At 64.7% G+C, this 17,101-nt stretch carries 16 protein-coding genes; 7 read left to right on the top strand and 9 right to left on the bottom strand.

Going from position 1 to position 17,101, the window contains the following annotated elements:
* Nucleotides 1-271: 271 nt before the first annotated feature.
* Both QOL15_RS01195 and QOL15_RS01200 read right to left on the bottom strand, forming a co-directional pair.
* Entirely contained in the window at nt 272-1,390 is a 1,119-nt protein-coding gene (locus QOL15_RS01195; protein WP_139197374.1) for a hypothetical protein, read from the bottom strand.
* A gap of 12 nt (nt 1,391-1,402) precedes the next feature.
* Nucleotides 1,403-2,344, bottom strand: a complete 942-nt coding sequence (locus QOL15_RS01200; RefSeq protein WP_071246285.1) for a hypothetical protein — start codon at nt 2,342-2,344, stop codon at nt 1,403-1,405.
* 730 nt (nt 2,345-3,074) lie between these two features.
* On the opposite strand from QOL15_RS01200, the gene QOL15_RS01205 reads away from it, so the two are divergent.
* Both QOL15_RS01205 and QOL15_RS01210 read left to right on the top strand, forming a co-directional pair.
* Nucleotides 3,075-3,767: a hypothetical protein gene (locus QOL15_RS01205; protein WP_071246283.1), complete on the top strand. Its 693-nt coding sequence runs from the start codon at nt 3,075-3,077 to the stop codon at nt 3,765-3,767.
* Complete coding sequence (locus QOL15_RS01210; RefSeq protein ID WP_071246281.1) at nt 3,764-4,441, top strand: hypothetical protein; 678 nt, start codon at nt 3,764-3,766, stop codon at nt 4,439-4,441. The genes QOL15_RS01205 and QOL15_RS01210 overlap by 4 nt, the downstream gene beginning before the upstream one ends.
* 557 nt (nt 4,442-4,998) lie before the next feature.
* On the opposite strand, the gene QOL15_RS01215 is transcribed toward QOL15_RS01210, so the two are convergent.
* Complete coding sequence (locus QOL15_RS01215) at nt 4,999-5,256, bottom strand: hypothetical protein (RefSeq protein ID WP_065963945.1); 258 nt, start codon at nt 5,254-5,256, stop codon at nt 4,999-5,001.
* 1,192 nt (nt 5,257-6,448) lie between these two features.
* On the opposite strand from QOL15_RS01215, the gene QOL15_RS01220 reads away from it, so the two are divergent.
* From QOL15_RS01220 to QOL15_RS01235, 4 genes are all read left to right on the top strand, one after another.
* Entirely contained in the window at nt 6,449-6,592 is a 144-nt protein-coding gene (locus QOL15_RS01220) for a hypothetical protein (RefSeq protein WP_171898811.1), read from the top strand.
* A 62-nt stretch (nt 6,593-6,654) separates the two neighbouring features.
* Nucleotides 6,655-7,191: a hypothetical protein gene (locus tag QOL15_RS01225; RefSeq protein WP_065963943.1), complete on the top strand. Its 537-nt coding sequence runs from the start codon at nt 6,655-6,657 to the stop codon at nt 7,189-7,191.
* A 589-nt stretch (nt 7,192-7,780) separates the two neighbouring features.
* Entirely contained in the window at nt 7,781-8,017 is a 237-nt protein-coding gene (locus QOL15_RS01230) for a hypothetical protein (protein ID WP_216093142.1), read from the top strand.
* A 52-nt stretch (nt 8,018-8,069) separates the two neighbouring features.
* Nucleotides 8,070-8,690, top strand: coding sequence for a hypothetical protein (locus QOL15_RS01235; RefSeq protein WP_139197373.1), 621 nt, complete (start codon nt 8,070-8,072; stop codon nt 8,688-8,690).
* A 292-nt stretch (nt 8,691-8,982) separates the two neighbouring features.
* Here QOL15_RS01235 and QOL15_RS01240 read toward each other — a convergent pair whose 3' ends face one another.
* From QOL15_RS01240 to QOL15_RS01265, 6 genes are all read right to left on the bottom strand, one after another.
* A complete protein-coding gene (locus QOL15_RS01240) occupies nt 8,983-9,636 on the bottom strand; it encodes a nuclease-related domain-containing protein (protein ID WP_065963937.1) in 654 nt (217 codons plus the stop codon).
* Nucleotides 9,637-10,456: 820 nt separating this feature from the next.
* Nucleotides 10,457-10,711 carry a hypothetical protein gene (locus QOL15_RS01245; protein ID WP_065963932.1) on the bottom strand — a complete coding sequence of 85 codons (255 nt, stop codon included), beginning with the start codon at nt 10,709-10,711 and terminating at the stop codon, nt 10,457-10,459.
* Nucleotides 10,712-10,796: 85 nt separating this feature from the next.
* A complete protein-coding gene (locus QOL15_RS01250) occupies nt 10,797-11,453 on the bottom strand; it encodes a hypothetical protein (RefSeq protein WP_065963930.1) in 657 nt (218 codons plus the stop codon).
* Nucleotides 11,454-12,092: 639 nt separating this feature from the next.
* Nucleotides 12,093-13,235 carry a plasmid recombination protein gene (locus QOL15_RS01255; RefSeq protein ID WP_065963928.1) on the bottom strand — a complete coding sequence of 381 codons (1,143 nt, stop codon included), beginning with the start codon at nt 13,233-13,235 and terminating at the stop codon, nt 12,093-12,095.
* A gap of 766 nt (nt 13,236-14,001) precedes the next feature.
* A complete protein-coding gene (locus tag QOL15_RS01260; RefSeq protein ID WP_083230348.1) occupies nt 14,002-14,661 on the bottom strand; it encodes a Rep family protein in 660 nt (219 codons plus the stop codon).
* Complete coding sequence (locus QOL15_RS01265; RefSeq protein WP_051597137.1) at nt 14,658-14,888, bottom strand: AlpA family transcriptional regulator; 231 nt, start codon at nt 14,886-14,888, stop codon at nt 14,658-14,660. The genes QOL15_RS01260 and QOL15_RS01265 overlap by 4 nt, the downstream gene beginning before the upstream one ends.
* Nucleotides 14,889-15,112: 224 nt before the next feature.
* Here QOL15_RS01265 and QOL15_RS01270 point away from each other — a divergent pair, with 224 nt between their 5' ends.
* A complete protein-coding gene (locus QOL15_RS01270) occupies nt 15,113-16,294 on the top strand; it encodes a tyrosine-type recombinase/integrase (protein WP_253181682.1) in 1,182 nt (393 codons plus the stop codon).
* The last annotated feature ends 807 nt before the right edge of the window (nt 16,295-17,101 follow it).

A 17,101-nucleotide genomic window follows, 5' to 3' on the forward strand; every position in this document is an offset into this window, starting at 1 on the left:
TGCCCGTTCCGGAAAGCTGCAGCACGCCCGACCGTGGTCTGCTTCATTGTGGGCTGGGTGAAGTTCACCGACGGAGGAGCCGGGCTACCCGGCGGAAGTCCGGAGACTGGGTCGGCGCTCATCGCGTTCGGCTCAGCGGTGGAACAGGTTGAGCTCGGGCTCCACGCCCGAGGGCGCCGCATCGACGTGTGAGCCACCGTCCGTGGCGCAGCCGATGACTGATTCCGAGCATCTTCGTCCGTTACCGGCTCGGTCGTTCGCCGGGCGTGATTCAGGCGAACACGGCGTACACGTTGCAGTTCGGGAACTTGTTGCAATGCCGGAGCATGCCCGCTTCGAAGTTGCGGTACCGGCGTTCCATGCCCTTCGCCGCTTTGGGGCTCTTCTTCCACGGGTCAAAGCTGTCGATGCCGTGGACGCAGAGCGGTGCGTCCGCTCCGTCGTCGAACACGTCGAATTTTCTTGAGTTCCGGATCTTCCGGTGAAACACGCGCTCCCCGACAGCCAGGACGCGGCTGCGGGGCGGTTCGACGTCGTCGGTGACTCCCATGATTGTCACGATCAGGCGGCGCAGGAGCACCTGCCAGGGCAGCTCCCGCGGATCCAGATGTGTCATTCGGCCCTCAAGTCCGTCCGGCACGCGCTGCGCTGCGGCCGGATCGAGCACGACGACGTGCGCTGACCTCGGAACCTCAACCGGCGCGTTCGTACTTTGGCTCTCGAGGCGCAAATCGACGGCGAACGAACTACCGATGGTGCCCAAATCATCACGCCAGGTGGCAGGAACGTCGACGTTTCCTGGTACGTCCGCGGTTCCGGCGACGATGATCACCGGGTCGCGTTCGCGGCGAGCCCGACGCGGCATTGGGTACTCACGCAGGTAGTGAAGAGACTGACGGCCGACGTCGCCGAAGTCGTCGTCGTTGGTGATGTCAAGGATGTCCATCTCCACATCGACGGACTCGACGCGCGGCGGCTGCCGAGGTGCGCCGCGTTGTTCTACCTGAGGGAGCAGTGACGCGCGCAGCACGATTCTGATGTCACTGTCCGCGAGCAGGTCAGAACGTTCGCGCTCCCGCTGCAGGATGACTCCCTGCAGGACCTCTAGGGGAATGTCCCCGCGCTGCAGGGCCAGCGACGGATTCGAAACGACGTGCACCGCTGCGGCAGCAGCGAGATCCGGCTCGAGGCCCTGGGCTTCCAGCCGCCCGATGATGTCGTCGATGAAGGCGATGTCGGAGACCACGCTCAATGCGTTCAACAGCGGCGCACCGGAGGTGCGGATGGCTGCTTGGACTGCCGCTGGCGCATCGTGCACACCAATAAGGTCCTGCGCCGTGAGGTAGTCACGGGCGTGATCGCTGAGCGATCTGTGTGGCTTCTTGCCCATTCGGGTGGTCTCTCACTTCTGGATGAGATAGACCGCCGGAATCGGGATCGCGGACAGTTCAGTGGCACTCATCTGGTCGATGACGGAGTGCAGTCTCGCACGAAGATCGCTCACAATGTCACCACCGGGCGCGTCGTGTGTCGGCTGGCCGGCAGGTCGTAGCCCGCCCATGCTTGGAGCAGCTCCGACAACCTGCGGCGCAGAAGCTGAGGCCTTTCTGCTCTCAGGACTCCGCCGGCGCTCCAGAACCGCTCCAGGGTTGACCTCATTGCGCACCGCCCAGCGTCGCACGTGGTCGCCGACTCGCGCCTGCAGCTCGGATGCCCACGCACGATCTCGCCCGAGCGCCGTCAACACCTTTCGGAACGCGCCACGCGCCGCATCCAAGCCAATCGTCGGCAGCAACTGGTCGGTTTCCGTCGCCGGCAGCGAACGCGCGAACTCGCGCATCCACTCGAACTGCATCTCCTGCGTCACCGGCTCGACTGCGACGAATCGCTCGGGGTTACTGACCCACGCGGGTGACCCGTCTTCGGCAGCCGGGTACATGAACGCCCGCGACGCAACGCTGTCCCAGAGGCGCACGTAGGACGGTTCCCAATCGACAACGATGGGCCACACCGCCCCACGCACCCGCTGATGCTCTCGCGGCGGATCCTCGCGGGCAACGGGCGTCGTCGCAGCGGAGTCCCACGGGCTGACGAACGGATGACGATTGTCGCCGACACGAGTGATGCGGATGAGCTGTTCCTGCTCGGCCGCGTCAAGGAAGTCGATGAACTTCTTGTAACCGAGTCGACGCTGGTCGTCCGGGAACGTCGGAGCACCAGCGGTCAGCACGCTCTTCAAATGAGCGGCGGACGTGCCGGGTGCCCCCGTGAACAACTCGGTGACAGTCGTGACCAGGTGGGAGAACGTTGCAGCGCGGTCGACGGCGATGGGCTGCGGTTCCATGAGGCGACTCCTAATACTGAGATACCCCCTCACAGAATGAGGAGGTATCCGTTGAAAAGTCGCCGACTGCAGATCTTTCCAGTGACCACACCCTTGCCATCGTCCTAAAGCGACGCATCCAAGGATCCCCGTGGGGTGACAGTCTCAGTTGACGCGTCAAACGCGAGTACTGAGGCCGACACGCAGGATCCCCGCCGGGATTGCTGCCAGCGGGTCGTGCATGTCTGTGGTTTGATCGAGCCCCGACGGGGCCGACGGCGTATGCAGTTGTTGGTTCCCACGGTTAGTGGGAATTGCGTCCTACAGTACGCGCCCGTCCTCGACAGCGTCAACTTGGGACGGCGTGTCGCTTGACAAGTCGCGGGAGGCCGCTCGACAGGGAGGTGTCGTCGAGCCCAGGGGGAGCCCGAAGGGAGCTTGCCCGGGTGCCGCAGGTGAGTGGAGCTTGGACGGGGCAACGCAGGGTCGGGGATGGCTGGACGAGGTCGAAGTCGAGGACGGCCTTCTGGAGCCGGATGATGACATCGCCTCCTTTGCCGGATGTGTCGTTCAAGGCACCGCAAGCTAGGGTGCTGCGCGTGTGGCGACGCGACGTCGAGCCGACGCCATCACGGAGTGATCTAGCGCTCAGTCGTGTTCTCCACGCCTGGTCGGAGGTGAAGTGTGTGAAGCATGAAAATGCCGGCCCGCCGCCTAGAAATCTTGACTCGGATACCTCCGGAGGAGCGAAATGAGCCCGAGCATCACTGACTGGATCGGCGCCGGTGCTGCAGTCGCGACCTTCGCGGTGGCACTCGTTGCCCTGCTCTTCGCTCGCGGGCAGATTCTCGAGGCGAAAGCCGCGCGTACTCAAGCTGCGGCTCTCGAGACTGAACAGGCGCAACCGTACGTCGTCATGTACACAGAGCCCAGCGGCGCGACCCAACTACTCATCGATCTGGTAATCCGCAACTATGGACAGACCAGCGCCACCAACGTCAGAATCGCGCTAGACCCTTGGCCGCAGCGATCGCCCGATCCGGGAAGTGCGGAGTCGGAGCCGGTCGCGCTTCCTGACGTGATCCCGGTCCTTGCTCCCGGCCAGGAGTGGCGGACGGTGTGGGACAGCTCGAACGACCGCCGCGACACAAATCTTCCGGATCGGCACACGGGACAGCTCACGTACGAAGGCATCGGCCATGAGTCGAGAACTTCTGACGTAGTTCTCGACTGGAGTGTCTACAAGACGCGCCGTTGGGTTGAGGTCCGGTCCATCCACGACGCAGCTCAAGCGCTTCGTGACATCCGGAGCGAGCTCAAGAAGTGGACCGAAGGCGCCCGGGGCGGCCTCGCAGTGTTCACGCGGGACGGCGATGCCCGAGACGACGCTCGTCGAGCGCAGCTGGAATCGTTTCGGGAGCGCGCGAGGGAAGAACGGTCATGACCGACCGCCCGTACACCGATGAGGAGAATCAGTTCATCCTCAGGCCGAGTCCAACACACCAAGACGTGCTGCGTCTGTCGCAGGCGGCGGATGAGCTCGGGTACCGGCTGCTCTTCGCGCGCCGCCCGCTCAGCTTCACGCTTGAACAAGTGCAGTCAATCCTCGCCGATCGCGGGTCGAGTGCGTTCATGCAAATGATGGTGGCCGCGGAAGACATCTCTCCGAAAGCACCACCACGAGACGCCGAGGAGTTCCTCAAAGCGCGACTGGCCAAGCTCAAACCAGAATACGAACTGCTCATCGTGGATCCCTACCTATTCACGAAGTCCCGCCGCCACGACGCTGCTGAATACGCCGAGGCCGTCGCGCGGCTGATTACGCCGCTCCTCACCTCGTCGGTGGTCGTCCGAATGATCGCCAGCGCACAAGCAAGCCACCCCGACGTCGAAGAAGCAGTGCGCTCCCGCCTGACAGCCGTGTGCTCCGGATCACGACTCGTGGTCGCCTACTCCGAAGACTTCCATGACCGATTTTGGATCGCTGACCGCAATCGAGGGCTCGTCGTAGGTACGTCGCTGAACGGTATCGGCAGCAAGATCTTCCTCGTGGACGAGCTTCGATCGTCGGACGTCGTCTCGGTGCTCGACGCTGTCGCGTCGCTGCTCGGCGACTGAGGTTGGCCAGCCTGTTCGGGCCGTTGAGAGCTGAGCCCGAAGCCAACGGCTCGCGCCAGCAGTTGCGGTCCAGGCCGGGGCTGCATTCAACGCGGTCGACGGGCTCATTGCTGAGAGGCGTTGCGTACAAGCCAAGCATCGTGAAGCCGGTCTCGTTCAAGTGACTGTCGCGTTCAGCGGGCCACGACCCGGTGAAACCGCGGCCAGGGGTGCCCTCCCACCGATCGCACTCGTACACCGGCCCCTCCGGCCAGCATGTGTCACAGGCCGGCATGGCCTTGCTCGCCCGTCCGCATCTCATCCGTCCGCGGGAAAACGGGGTCCTCCTCGGGGGAAACCCAGGTTCAAGACCCTCACCACTCGTCCCTGAACTGGGCTTTTGGAGAAACACAAACGGCCCGCCAGCGCAAAGAGCCCCAGATCACCGTTACGACGGGGATCCGGGGCTCTTTCAATTCGACCTGTCAGCTCCTCCGGTAACCAGGCGGTAACGGACCTTCTCGCAGCAAGTGTGAGCAACCACACTTCGGGCCGCAGCCACCACTGGCGTTAGCCCTTCAAGGTCGATGGTGAGTTGCGCGCAGCTTCTCGATGATGCGAGCCGCTGCTTCGTCACCGGTGACGGTGCCAGCGGCGATCTGCCTGCCGAGCTCACGGGTTTCCTCGTCGGTGACCTGGTGGTCGGCGGCGCCGAGTGCGGCGTCAGCGCGGGTGATCGCGCGCTGGATCTCGGCGTCGGTGCGTGCTGGCGCGGTCTCGCGCCGCTTCGCGGTGCCGGACCCGGTGACGGCCTGCAGGTGGGTTGCCTGGCGCATGGCGGCTCCGTTTCGTACGGGTCCAGTTTACCGGCGGGGCCTGGCGTTCTGAAGGGATTTCGCGGTCTTCGAGCGCCCGAGGGGGGTGCTCCGTTTCGGATAACAGGCACTATCACCGGCGTGAATCGTGACCCTTGAAGTGACATGGAGCTGAGCATGTGAGTGAAGAGTTGGCTGTCGCGCAGGCCGGCCGTCGTGCGACTGCTCGGACCAGTGCCGATCGGCATCCACGGTTGGCCAGTAGGCGATCTCGTCCGTGGCGGGGCGTCCGTATGGCGCAGCCGAGTGAGAATCAAATCGGACGGGGCATCTGCGACGCCGCGGCGCGCGAGAGGGTTGAACTACGCCGCCCGGCCGATCGCGGACCGGCTTACGGCACATGACAGCACCCATAGACAGCGTGCTTCAAGGCGCTGTCGACGGCGGATCAACGCGCAGACCTCGAGCTGAGGGAGTTCAACACCCGTCGCACCGTCGTGTCGAAGGGGGGGCACCGGGCGCCCCTTCCGAACGCTCCGCCTCGGTCAGCTTTCCCCGTCTTTGAGCCAGCTGATGAGGTCAGACCCACACCCCGAGAGCCCTGCCTTGCTACCGGCAAAGTCAGTGCAGTTTCAGGGCACAGGCCACTCCGACACGCCCGCTGAAGTTCTACACACCCTGTGGAATGCGCAACAGGCCTTGTGGATGGGTCCGGCCAGCAGCTAGTGAATATGCGGGATTCCGGGGTGCGAACACCTGTCCCCCTTGTGGAGAACTCGCGCCGGGAACTACATGGTTGTAACACTTCATCTTGTGGTCAAGGTCAGTGTCGGACCCCAGATGTAGTATTGGCGGTGAAGAGCAAGGCCCCTGGTCGGAGAGTCCGACCGAGGTCGGTCTCCGCAACAGGGGCCCGTGGATTCCGCCAAGAATCACCCACGAGCTTAGCCCGCCGATGACGACGTGACGCACCCGCGTGACTCCTCGCGGCAGGCGCGGAGGTCAGCTGGTCAGGAGACCGCAATGCCCCGTCGGATCACGGTTCGGGTGAAGACCCGCACCTACACCATCACGTGCCCGCACTGCCGACACGCCCATCGGAACATCGCCGCCTACGTCCGCGGAGTCAACGTCCTCTGCGACTCCTGCCGTCGTTCGTTCCGGACGCCGTAGCCCTACATCACGACGACACCTCAGGGAGGAGGTGATCAAGATGGGAAAGCCCTCGACCCGCGTCACGAGCAAGAGCGTGGCGAAGAAGGCATCGGCAGCACTTCGCGACGGCCGGTCATCTGCCCGCACCCGCAGCATCGCGGCCAGCGCCCTGGCGCAGGCAGCAACGAAGCGCTCCAAGTAACGGATGGCGGGCGCACCGATCAGCGGTGCGCCCGCCTCCACCTCGACGAAGGGATAGCCACCATGGCAAACGGCTTCAAAATCGACAAACGCCAACTCGACAAGCTCACCAAGGAGCTGCAGCGAGAGTTCAACAAGCGCCCACTCAAGGTGCCGGTGCAGCCGTCAACGGCAAGTCACCTGCCTGCGACGGCACCGCCAACGGTCATCCACCAGCACGGCCCGGCGGTGACCGTCAACGGAGACGGCGCTCAGCTCGCGTGGGGCAACACCGGCCCCGTCCACCAGACGCAGCATCGCGTTGAAACGATTGCCCCGGGACTCGAGACAGTAGCCCAGCTTCTAGCCACCATCGTCACGAGCAGCGCTGCGTTCCAACTTTCCGCCGAGGACGAGGCGGACCTCAGGACGACGGCAGGAGAGGCGCTTGCAGAGACCACCCTGGCCGAACCCGACGAGGGAAAGCTCAAGAAATCGATCCGCATCATCAGCGGCCTGCTGGCCCCCCTCATCGTGGGCGTTTCGAAGGGGGTGTCCGACGAATCGGCGAACCTCGCGCGGGAAACCATCCAGGCGCTTTCGGACGCCGTGACATCCTAGCGCGACTGCTCATGCCGGTACCAGGAGCGCCCCCGTCGGGGAAAGTCGACGGCGTGGTAGATCGGTGTCGCGTCGTAGTCGTCTCTTAGATATGCCACGGCGCTTCTTCCCGACGGTGCCAGGGTCTGCGCTGGTTGCGCCTGGCGCGCCCTGGGTCAGAGCGACTAGAAAGGAGGACATTAGCCGCTACCTTCGCCGCTGGCGGTCTCACAGCAACCAGCAGACCGGGATCGCCCCCTGCCCTCCCGGCTCATCCCAGCACCCGTGATTCCCTACCGACCGGGGACTAGAGGTGTCATCATCTACACATGGGTAAGGGAGCCAGACTCAAAGCAGAGCGCGCAGCCGCGCCGTTGCCGGCCGAGACACACGAGCCAGCGACGCCACAGAACTGGCCTCGCGGCCACGTCTACGTCGCGATAACCGACCCTCAGGCCGATGAGTGCATCGCGGTCACCGTTCACGGTGTGAAGCACTACCTGCATTCCACCACTGCTCGTGAGCTAACCAACATGCTCTCGGCTCGGCTCGATGAGTGGAACGAGGATGCGCGCGCCCACGGGGTCCCCGAGGTCTGACAATGGGCATCTTGAACTCCGTCGCAAAAGCGCTAGGCAGTCTCCGCCCCTACAGCGACGACGAATTGGCACTGAAGCGCGAGGCGATACGGCTGCGCCACATCGCCGGCGACGACCGGTACGACGAGCTGCGGCGGTACGACGCAGAGATGGTGCGGCGGTCGAATGAGGCATACGAACGAGAGCACCCCAACCCGCCAGCAACGCGCCACCGCGAGCACGGCTGGTATCTCCCGAACGACGACTGACTCGCGACTTCTACCGCCAGGTGATGACGACAACCTCGGAGAAGCGGTGACGATGAGCGATCAGGCAAGGGTGCCGGCGACAGCGATCGGGTACGTGTTCAGAACCGAACCGGCCGACAAAGCGTGGACCTACATCGGACAGAGCACGCGCCTCGACTCGGCGCACATTGACCGCTACTTCGGCAGCGGCGCCTTCATGACGGAGGTGATCGCTGCGCATGGCACCAGCACGCTGACCAAGACAATCGTCGCGACGGCGGAGTCGCCTCTCGAGTTGCACTACCTCGAGATGCTGCACATCGCTGAGGCCCGAGGGGACGGCGTCCGCGTAGGCAACGGCGACTTCGGCGGCCCGCGACCGTTCCCCAACCTGCAGCAGGCGCTGCGGGAGGTCGCCCCGACCGTGATGCGCGTGGCAGACGACCCGAAGCGGTTCTACGACGCCCTAGTGAAGCACCGTGATCTCGTCGAACAGGCGATCCTCGACTCGTCCAGCGTTCCAGTGGACGCGTTCTACGCCGGGATGGAACGCGATCTGCGCGCCACCGAGGACCTGACGCACCCGTGCCCCGCCTGCGGCTCCGACGTCGGCGAGGTCTGCCGGACGAACTCGAAGTCGCTCACCAAGCCGCGGAACCCCACCAGCAATCACTCGAAGCGGCCGCGCTCATGACGACGTACACACCACGAGAGCTGGCAGCTGAGCTCGGTTACACGAACGAGTCCCGGCCGGGGCAAGTCGTGCGGGCGTACCTGCGCGCGAAGTACCCGGAACACCCGAAGCACGAGCGCTGGGAGCTCGACGAAGCACAAGCTGACGACGTGCGTGCGAACGTGCCTCGCGCGTCCTGACCGGGCGGCAAGCGGCGCAGAGCCGCGTGCTCCGCCTCGCTATTGTCACTTAGCAGCGGTAAGTGACAATAGCGGCGGCGTTGTCGCCATCTCGGCCCGGCTCAGCGCAGAACTCAGGCGGGCGGGAAGTGCGCGGCGATCGCAGCAGCGACCGCGGTCGCGTCGACCGCCCCCTCGAGCGCGGTGAGCTGCGTCGAGAGCCGCCTCGGCCAGCAGACGTCGATGCCTCGCACGGTGAACGAGCCGCCGAAGAGCGGCCAATCCGCATCGACGAAGCAGAGCGCGCCGTGCACGCTGACCGGACCGACGACGTCCTGCACGAGCGCGACCTGACGGAGCACACCGTCGACGAGCTTCGTGCGATCCCCGCCGATGACGAGCTTCTCGGTGCGGGGCCTGAAGAGCCCGCCTTCGACCTGCAGGCGGGGCCGCTTGTTCCGGTACCGCTTCGCGTCGATGACCCAGACGCCGGAGCGGGTGATGACGATGTGGTCGATGTTCGCGCGGGACCGGGGGATGCGGCGGTCGTGGAGCACGACGACGTGCTCGTTGGCGATCGCGTCGAGGGCCCGCCCGACCTCGGCCTCGCCGGCTGCGCCGGACTTCCACGCAACGGTACTCTGTCGCTCGCCCGAGAGCGCGACGGCGATCGTGCCGATGGTGCCGTCGCCCCACGTCTCGCGGATTTTCGCCTCGTCGCTCGCCCGCCGGCGGTCGTACTCGCGCTGAGCGGAGGCGCCGGCGCCGGTGGTGTCGTTCGTCCCCATGGCTTCCATCCAGTCAGATCGACAGCGCGCGTCGCCAGCCCCAGTGCGAGGCGCGGGTGCTGGCCGCGTACCGGTTGTACCGGTACCGGAACGGGTTGCATTGTTTGGCCGCCTGCGTGCGAAGAAAAAGAACGTGCACGCTGGTGCACTGGCGGTTCGGCATCCCGATGGAGCCGCCGCGCGGGCGCCCCTCAAGAACTTGAGTGTCGTCGCGAGATTGTGCACGAGTTTCGGGCCGAGGATCGCTGCTGCCGCGGAGTACCAGGCATCGCGCTGGCCCCTTGACGTGCACGATCTCGCGACAGGTTCGTGCGCGGGTGTGTACTCACGCGTCGTGGCGGCTCGATCGAGCGACGACGTCGCAAACCCCCGCGCCTTCGCACCTCATCCTCATCGCGCCGGACACATGTGCGCGTCTCACGGTCCCTCTGTGTCCGCTCGCTCAAGCTGACGCAGCATCCGCGCAAACCTTCCCTTGACGTTGAGGCTTCGCGTCACTCCTGTTCTCCACGCGAACAGGTCGTGCTTGCGCCATTCGCGCATCACGTGGAGCCGAAAATCGCTCCTAGCGAGGTAGTGGTCCCGCGAGCTCACGCCTTCCGGGCGCCGTGACGGAACTCCGTCCGCTTCCGGAAGAAGGTGATTGAACACTTCGTTGAACGTCGGGCCACGACCAAATCGCTTCCTGTGCTCATCGATGAAGAGTGCCGCGGCACGCGCCCACTCCTGCGAACGATCGGGAGCGAGTAGGTCCTCGATCACGTAGGACCAGCTCGCTGGAGGCGGCGTGTCTTGACTTGGCCACCATGCCACGCGATCCTCAGGCATCGTCGACCTCGAGACCTGCAAGCTTCAGCGCGGAACCGTACGCCTCGATCTGCGCGGCGGAGACGAGTTCCACCCACCCAAGGATGTCGTCCTGCTCCTGACGGCTCAGATCCTCCCAGGTCCTGTGACCGAACCATGACACCTCGCTCAGTCGCGCGACCGCGACCCGAGCGGTCTCCCGATTCAGGATCTGCCGGAATGCGGCTGCTCGGTTTCTCCAGTCGGAACTCGCGTCAGGCTCGTTCATGAGGCGCCTCCGGTCCGCGAGTGGGAGCGGTGAGGGGCTGAGACGTGTGCGGCTTGGACGGCCGTTGCTGCGATGCCCCTCGCCTTCATCGGTGCAGTCCCGCGTCGATGCGATCGAGTACCTCAGAGGGATCGCCACCGTCCTCGAGCCAGGCCGCGGGCGTCTTCATGCCCTCGTCGAAGAGGTCCTCCTGACGCGTCGTGAAGAAGCGCCCGATCGTGAGCGGCCGCCATCGGTTGAGAAGTGCAGGCATCAGTTCGGCGAGGTGCGGTAGGAGATGCCCGACGGGTCGAGTCGTGAACTGCCAAGTCGGGATCCGTTGTTCGCTGCCGAGCTCGACTATCAGAAGCTCGTTTCGATCCGCGGCCCGGAGGAGCTCCTGCGGAGTCCTGTGTAGGAGCCTGGATGCCGCGTCCAGCGACACCGTCTCCCAAGCGCTTGCGAGCCAGCCGGCTGCTTGCAGGAGCTGGAGCGAATCCTGCGCAAGCCGGTCTTCAGCGGCAGCCACGTCCTCGGCTGTCATCGCCCCGGTGTCGACGAGCGCCTTGGCGTGCGCTGACTGGTCCGATCTGGGCGGGACTGGCGGCATGCTGCGGATCACGGTTGCGAGGCCGCGGACGAGGTAGTCGCCCTCGGCACGAAGCGCTCGGATCGCGGTCAGGAGCTCGTTCTCAGCTTCGCTGTTGGTGGCCGGCTGGGGCGATAGCCTCTGTGCTGCGAAGGGATCTCTGGCGGTACTCATCGCCGCACGTTAGGCAGAACCGCTCGATGCTCGGCGGGTGCCGAGGTAATATCCGTTAGGTAATGCTCGTTTACGTGCCAATCTAGGTACGGATATTTCACAGGCTTCGGGCGTGTCGGGTTGCCTGGACCACGGACGCCTCTCACAGCCGCCACCCGCGCTGTTTCGCCTCGACGCCGAGCACCCTCAGGCGGCCCCTGGCGGACGATGGGTCTGACGCGGCTTCTTCCACTCGCTCGGCGTCATTAACGTCCTCTCGACTGGCGGCGGCACTTCACCAGACTCCCGGGTCCGTCGCGAGCGTGTGGGGAGAGGAGGCTCTCTCTGTCGGCTCGATCACGCCTGGCGAACCGCATGCTCTGAGTTGATCGCGCACGAAGCTGCGACCAGAACCTTTTGAGTGATATCTGGCCGGATGGTGGCCGAAGTGTGGCCATAAAACGGTCCCAAAGCGGTCACAGAAAACCAATTCCCGCCCCAAACGGCGTCAGGAGCGCCCCAGGGGTTGGCTGTCCTGGAACCGACCGAACTAGGGTCCCCATCCGGGCATAAAGTGGTCAGAGACCGGTCCCCCGGTGCCCAGATCACCAGAATGTATGCAGCTGGCCTACAACTGACCGGAGTGTGACCGGATATTGGTCAGAAATCGGCCTCAGATTGCGCCGCGGTCGTCGTCTCGGGAGCCCCGTCCATCAGTCGCTGCACCTCTGCGCGAGCGGCCCGCCTGCGAGCCATGTCTGACTCGAACACGTGGCGCAGCGGCTGGCCATTGCTCTTTCGCCTGTCAAGCCAGGCCTCGAACTCCGGCGGCACGTGCAGCAGCCGCTCATTGATGGCGCGCAGCTGGTCACGCTCCCGTTCTGCTTCCTGTCGGGCACGCTGCGTGGCCACCTGGACCGCTACAGCGGCGCGACGTGCTGCTGTGGCCGTCTCTTGCACTCGATGAGCCTCCTGAAGAGCAGCCGCGAGTTCGGTCTCACGGACACCGATGCTCGCTTCTCGCCGATCCAGGTTCGTCGATCGGTTCTTGAGGCTGATACGCATGGTCTCGTAGGTGGCCTTTTCTGCCGCGGCGTCTGCGGCTGCGTCGCGCAGCCGGTCGGCCTTTGCCTGAAATTCGCTACTACTGAGGTGTTCGCGGGATCGCTCGGTGACGCGCGTCTCCACGTCGTAGCCGGCCGCCGCCATGTGCTCGCGGAGGACCTTGTGCTGGCGGCGGAGGTCGCTCGGACTCTTGAAGAAGTCCTTCTGGGACAGGCGCCCGTCAGGCGTGACGGGCGTGACGAGTACCTGCAGCTGCGGGCTGTACTCGTCGAGGTGCAGCGAGAATCCCAGCACGTTCTCGAGCCCGAACTCATCAATCGCCCAGTCGAACGAGGCACCCATGTAGTCGACAGCCGCCTTGTTGGGACCATGCGTGCGCCACGTCGGGTTGAAATCGTCGAACCACTTCGGGTCGAGCTGCAGGATGAGCCCTCGGAGGAGAACGGCGTCCTTGCGGAGTGGGCGCTTGACGGTCGCGAGACGTTTGCCGAGGTACGTGTGGAACTCGTGAGACGGCGGCCGACCATCGATCGAGACGAGTTGGCGGAACCCGCCCGCCCCGTCGTTGATCAGCGTGCGGTTGTTCTGCGTCCGTTCCGGCACGATGTTCTTATTCGTCTGCGGGAAGTGGAAGCCGGCCTGCTGATCCGCCTCACGAGCGATGTGGCGGAAAAACCGCTGCGCGTGCCCTCCGCGTCCCACCTTGTGGGACGCATCGAACGTCATCGTGTAGCTCATGCTTCGCCACCCTCGACGCTGATCGAGGGGCGCACCGACTTCGTCGTCGCACCCCTCGATGCCTTCGGCGACTCTCCCGAGGGGCTTCTCCTGCCGCGACTCCCACCACCACCCCCGAGCACCTTCGGGAGGGTGGCGGTCTCCTTCGCGGCAGAAGAAGGTGTAGCCCCATACACTTTGGCGTCGCTTCGCTCGCCAAAGTCCTTGGGGCCCTGCGGGGCACCGACGCGCGACGCGCGTCGAGAGCAGCCACGAGGCTGCTCTACCGACCCGACTCGCTGGTCGCTCCTCGGGCAAGTGGCCGTGTCACGCTCCGCGGCTTCTTGTCGGCCACGCGAAGGCACAGCCTTCGCCGGGAACACGTAAGTGCGGAGCGCGCTCCTCCTGTTCTCCAGAGGAGACCGCGTGGCAACGGTGTTGGAACCTCGATCACTGCGAACTCGTTGGGTGCGGCACGAGCCGCGCACGACGCCGACGCCATCGATAGGCGCCATTACGAGGTCGAAGGGGGAGGTGCCCCAAGCGCGCGGGCTCGCTGTCCACCACCGTTCCACAGCCTTTGGCTGTTCCTGCACGGTGGCACAGAGGCACGGAGAGACATCGGCGGACGCGAACGAGTTGCACCCGCAGGCGAGAGCCGCAACCCGCTCAGCAGGGCGGATCGCTGGCTCGAGGGCTGAGCCTCCAGCTGGCGAATCATTTCGGAAATCATTTCCGCAATCATTCGTTGAGGAGGCAGGAACAACGCGTGGCTCGACGGTGCCCGTCACAGCACGCCTCGCGTCCGCTGCCGGCGTTCCGCCACTCGAGCGGCGCGCAGCTCGGGCGTCGCGTACTCCCGCAGCGCCGATTCGTCGAGTCGCTCGAACTCCAGGTGGTGGCGCACGAAGAGTTGCGGATACTCGTCGAAGATGCTGCGCGCGCTGCGTTCGCCCCTTAGCACCGCCACTCGGAGTCGATCGAGAAGCGGTGGGATGTGGCCCTCATGAGCACGCAGGGCATCGACTTCCGCTCGCCAGTCGTAGCCGGGGGAGGCGAACACCTCGCCGTCGGCGTAGAGGTGCTTGCCCTTTGCCTGCTCAGTCGGAGACTCGTGCGTCAGGTAGCGCACAGCGCGGGCGAAGGAGTGAGGGTCTCCGCGTTGGCCAACTACCGGGCGGACGAGCTCGGTCGGAACCTGCAACATGTTGGCGACGGTCGCGTAGCTGCGGGCATCCCTGAGCGCGAAGATGACGTGCACATGCTTGCGGACACCCTGATCCTTGTCATGCACGATGCCCGCGTAGCGCTCCACGTTCGGCCGATCAAGCCCGTGAACGACGGCATCACGCGTTAGCGTCTGGGACACGACCCGGAAGCGGCGAGTGCGCTGTCCGCCGCGACGACCCATCGTAGGAGGACTAATGGGAGTCTCGCCAGCGCTCATCGGCGCCCCTCCTCGGAGGTGCTGCCGAACTCCTGGGACAGAAGCCACGCATCGACCGCCTCAGGGCGATAACGAACGGACTTCCCAAGGCGGATGAAGGCTGGGCCGGTGCCGGTGATGCGCTTCTCGCTCAGAGTGCGCTGCGACAAGCCAAGACGCTCAGACAGGGTCGCCGGCGTGATCAGGGCATCGAGGAGTGGGGTGCTAACTGCAGAGGTGACGGGCATGGAGGGTCCTAGAGGACCCTCGGATCGCGCTAGCTCTATCCCCGAGGAGGGTGGTCCGACGGTGATCTGTCGGTGGGAGGTCCTTCTCCCTGCGGCGCTCACTTCCCCGACTGTCACTTACATCGGTAACGGTGCTTGCTTCGCCGCGTTCGTCAATCGCGGAGTTCAGTTTACACGTTTGTGCACGTTCTTGCGGCCGCATTCGGAATCCGCCAAGATCCTCGATGCAGAGCTTCGGTAGTGACAAGGAACTGATGGGCAGCGTCTACAAGTACGACACAAAGCAGGGCTCGCGCTTCGAAGCTCGGTATCGCCGACCGGACGGCAAGACTGCCCGGAAGGGCGGGTTCAGGCTCAAGCGCGATGCCGAAAACTACCTCACCACTGTGGAGGCCGCGAAGCTCGATGGGTCGTATATCGCTCCCAGCGACAGTCGCCTCACCTTGGGAGTCCTCGGATCGGACTGGATCGCGTCTCATCGAGCGTGGGTCAAGCCATCGACCTTCCACTCGGACGAGTCCGCGTGGCGAGTACACGTCGAGCCGAAGTGGGGCGCTCGAGCACTCGGGTCTATCCGGCATACCGAGGTCCAAGCGTGGATCAGCGAGATCGCGGAGACGCGAAGCGCGACGACTGTCGCTCGTGCGCATGGCGTGCTTGCCGCAATCATCGATGGAGCGGTGAAGGACAAGCGACTGACCTCGAACCCCGCGCGCGACATCAAGCTCCCACGCAAGACGAAGGGTCGGTGTGCGTACCTCACCCACGAGCAGGTCGAGCGCCTTGCCGTCGCGTCCAAGTACCCGGACCTCGTGCGGTTCCTCGCCTACACCGGACTGCGATGGGGCGAGGCGACCGGGCTTCGCGTCCGGCACGTCGACCGGGCTGCCCGGCGAGTGAACGTCGAGGAGAACGCGGTCAGCGTTAACGGGACGGTGATCGTCGGAACCCCGAAGACTCACGAGCGCCGCTCGGTCGTCTACCCGGCGTTCCTCGACAAAGCGCTCGAGGCCGCATGCGGGGGGAAGTCCGCTGACGACCTCCTCTGGGGGGCAGGGCTCGAGCACTTGCGACCGGGTGACTCTCGCAAGGGCTGGTTCGTTGGCGCGGTGAGCCGAGTGCGAGATGCAGACCAAGAAGCTGCGGCCGAGGCGCGTAGCCGTGGCCGCGAGGTGCCGCCGATGATGCCGGTCGTGACACCGCACGATCTGCGGCACACGGCTGCATCGCTTGCAATCAGCGCAGGGGCAAATGTCAAGGCCGTACAGCGCATGCTCGGCCACTCGTCTGCGGCGATGACGCTCGACCGGTACGCAGACCTCTTCGAGGACGATCTGGACTCCGTGGCTAATGCGCTCGATGCCGCACGAAACGCCCGCTTGCTGAAAGAAACTCCGCGTACCTAAACGCCGACGACACTTCCAAATCTCGGTTCCGAGAATGACTATTATCGGAACTGATCCGACCGGCGTGCACAGTGTCGCCGCTGGCAGGAATGAGGGCACGTGTGTGAAGTGAAAGACAGGTTGTCGTTTTGAAAAGCAACTTGTCGCGAGTGAAACCGTCTTGTCGCGACGGCGATACGGGTGGTTCGGCGCTTCATCCCCCGGGCGAGCGTCCGGGCCGTGACGAGACCGCGAGCACGATCGCCATGGCGTTTCAAGGGATGTTCTCGTGAGCCGTCGTCTGCCTGGCAGTTGTCGTGTTGTCGAACGTCAGCCAACTTGTCTAGCTGCCAAGCAACGTGTCTGAAAGACGAGGGTTAACACGTTATTTGGCAGCTAGAGAGTGATTGCGGGCCACCCATTGGCGCTCTTTGATATGCACACACGTCCGATCCTCCGGTAGCTCTAACGACGAGGAGAGCTCGGAGTGAGACCCTTAAGCGTTGGATGCGCGGGCAGGAAGTTCGCCACGAAAAGACCCGCTTCAGAGACGCGAAGCCCGCGCGTCAGCTCGAGGGATTAGGCCTGAATTGTCGTGGGCGGGCGAGGACAGCATTCGGGCCCGCCCCTCCGACGTCGCCGGATTGATTTGGGCGCTGGCACCGATTCTGCTCTACCCTATTCGTGTTAACGCTTGAAATTGGACATCAGTTGAACCCGTGGCACTGTCCGACCGCGAGAAGTGCTGATGTGTGGTTCTGCGGCGTCAAACGGAAGGGTACCGTTAGATCGGTAGAAGCAACTTCACCTGCTCGGATCTAGCGATCC

The sequence above is a fragment of the Curtobacterium sp. MCBA15_012 genome, from assembly GCF_001864935.2.
Taxonomy (GTDB): Bacteria; Actinomycetota; Actinomycetes; order Actinomycetales; family Microbacteriaceae; genus Curtobacterium.

Coding starts and splice junctions, on each gene's coding strand:
- QOL15_RS01195 (WP_139197374.1), bottom strand. CDS start 1,390: ATGGGCAAGAAGCCACACAGATCGCTCAGCGATCACGCCCGTGACTAC.
- QOL15_RS01200 (WP_071246285.1), bottom strand. CDS start 2,344: ATGGAACCGCAGCCCATCGCCGTCGACCGCGCTGCAACGTTCTCCCAC.
- QOL15_RS01205 (WP_071246283.1), top strand. CDS start 3,075: ATGAGCCCGAGCATCACTGACTGGATCGGCGCCGGTGCTGCAGTCGCG.
- QOL15_RS01210 (WP_071246281.1), top strand. CDS start 3,764: ATGACCGACCGCCCGTACACCGATGAGGAGAATCAGTTCATCCTCAGG.
- QOL15_RS01215 (WP_065963945.1), bottom strand. CDS start 5,256: ATGCGCCAGGCAACCCACCTGCAGGCCGTCACCGGGTCCGGCACCGCG.
- QOL15_RS01220 (WP_171898811.1), top strand. CDS start 6,449: ATGGGAAAGCCCTCGACCCGCGTCACGAGCAAGAGCGTGGCGAAGAAG.
- QOL15_RS01225 (WP_065963943.1), top strand. CDS start 6,655: ATGGCAAACGGCTTCAAAATCGACAAACGCCAACTCGACAAGCTCACC.
- QOL15_RS01235 (WP_139197373.1), top strand. CDS start 8,070: ATGAGCGATCAGGCAAGGGTGCCGGCGACAGCGATCGGGTACGTGTTC.
- QOL15_RS01240 (WP_065963937.1), bottom strand. CDS start 9,636: ATGGGGACGAACGACACCACCGGCGCCGGCGCCTCCGCTCAGCGCGAG.
- QOL15_RS01245 (WP_065963932.1), bottom strand. CDS start 10,711: ATGAACGAGCCTGACGCGAGTTCCGACTGGAGAAACCGAGCAGCCGCA.
- QOL15_RS01250 (WP_065963930.1), bottom strand. CDS start 11,453: ATGAGTACCGCCAGAGATCCCTTCGCAGCACAGAGGCTATCGCCCCAG.
- QOL15_RS01255 (WP_065963928.1), bottom strand. CDS start 13,235: ATGAGCTACACGATGACGTTCGATGCGTCCCACAAGGTGGGACGCGGA.
- QOL15_RS01260 (WP_083230348.1), bottom strand. CDS start 14,661: ATGAGCGCTGGCGAGACTCCCATTAGTCCTCCTACGATGGGTCGTCGC.
- QOL15_RS01265 (WP_051597137.1), bottom strand. CDS start 14,888: ATGCCCGTCACCTCTGCAGTTAGCACCCCACTCCTCGATGCCCTGATC.
- QOL15_RS01270 (WP_253181682.1), top strand. CDS start 15,113: ATGCAGAGCTTCGGTAGTGACAAGGAACTGATGGGCAGCGTCTACAAG.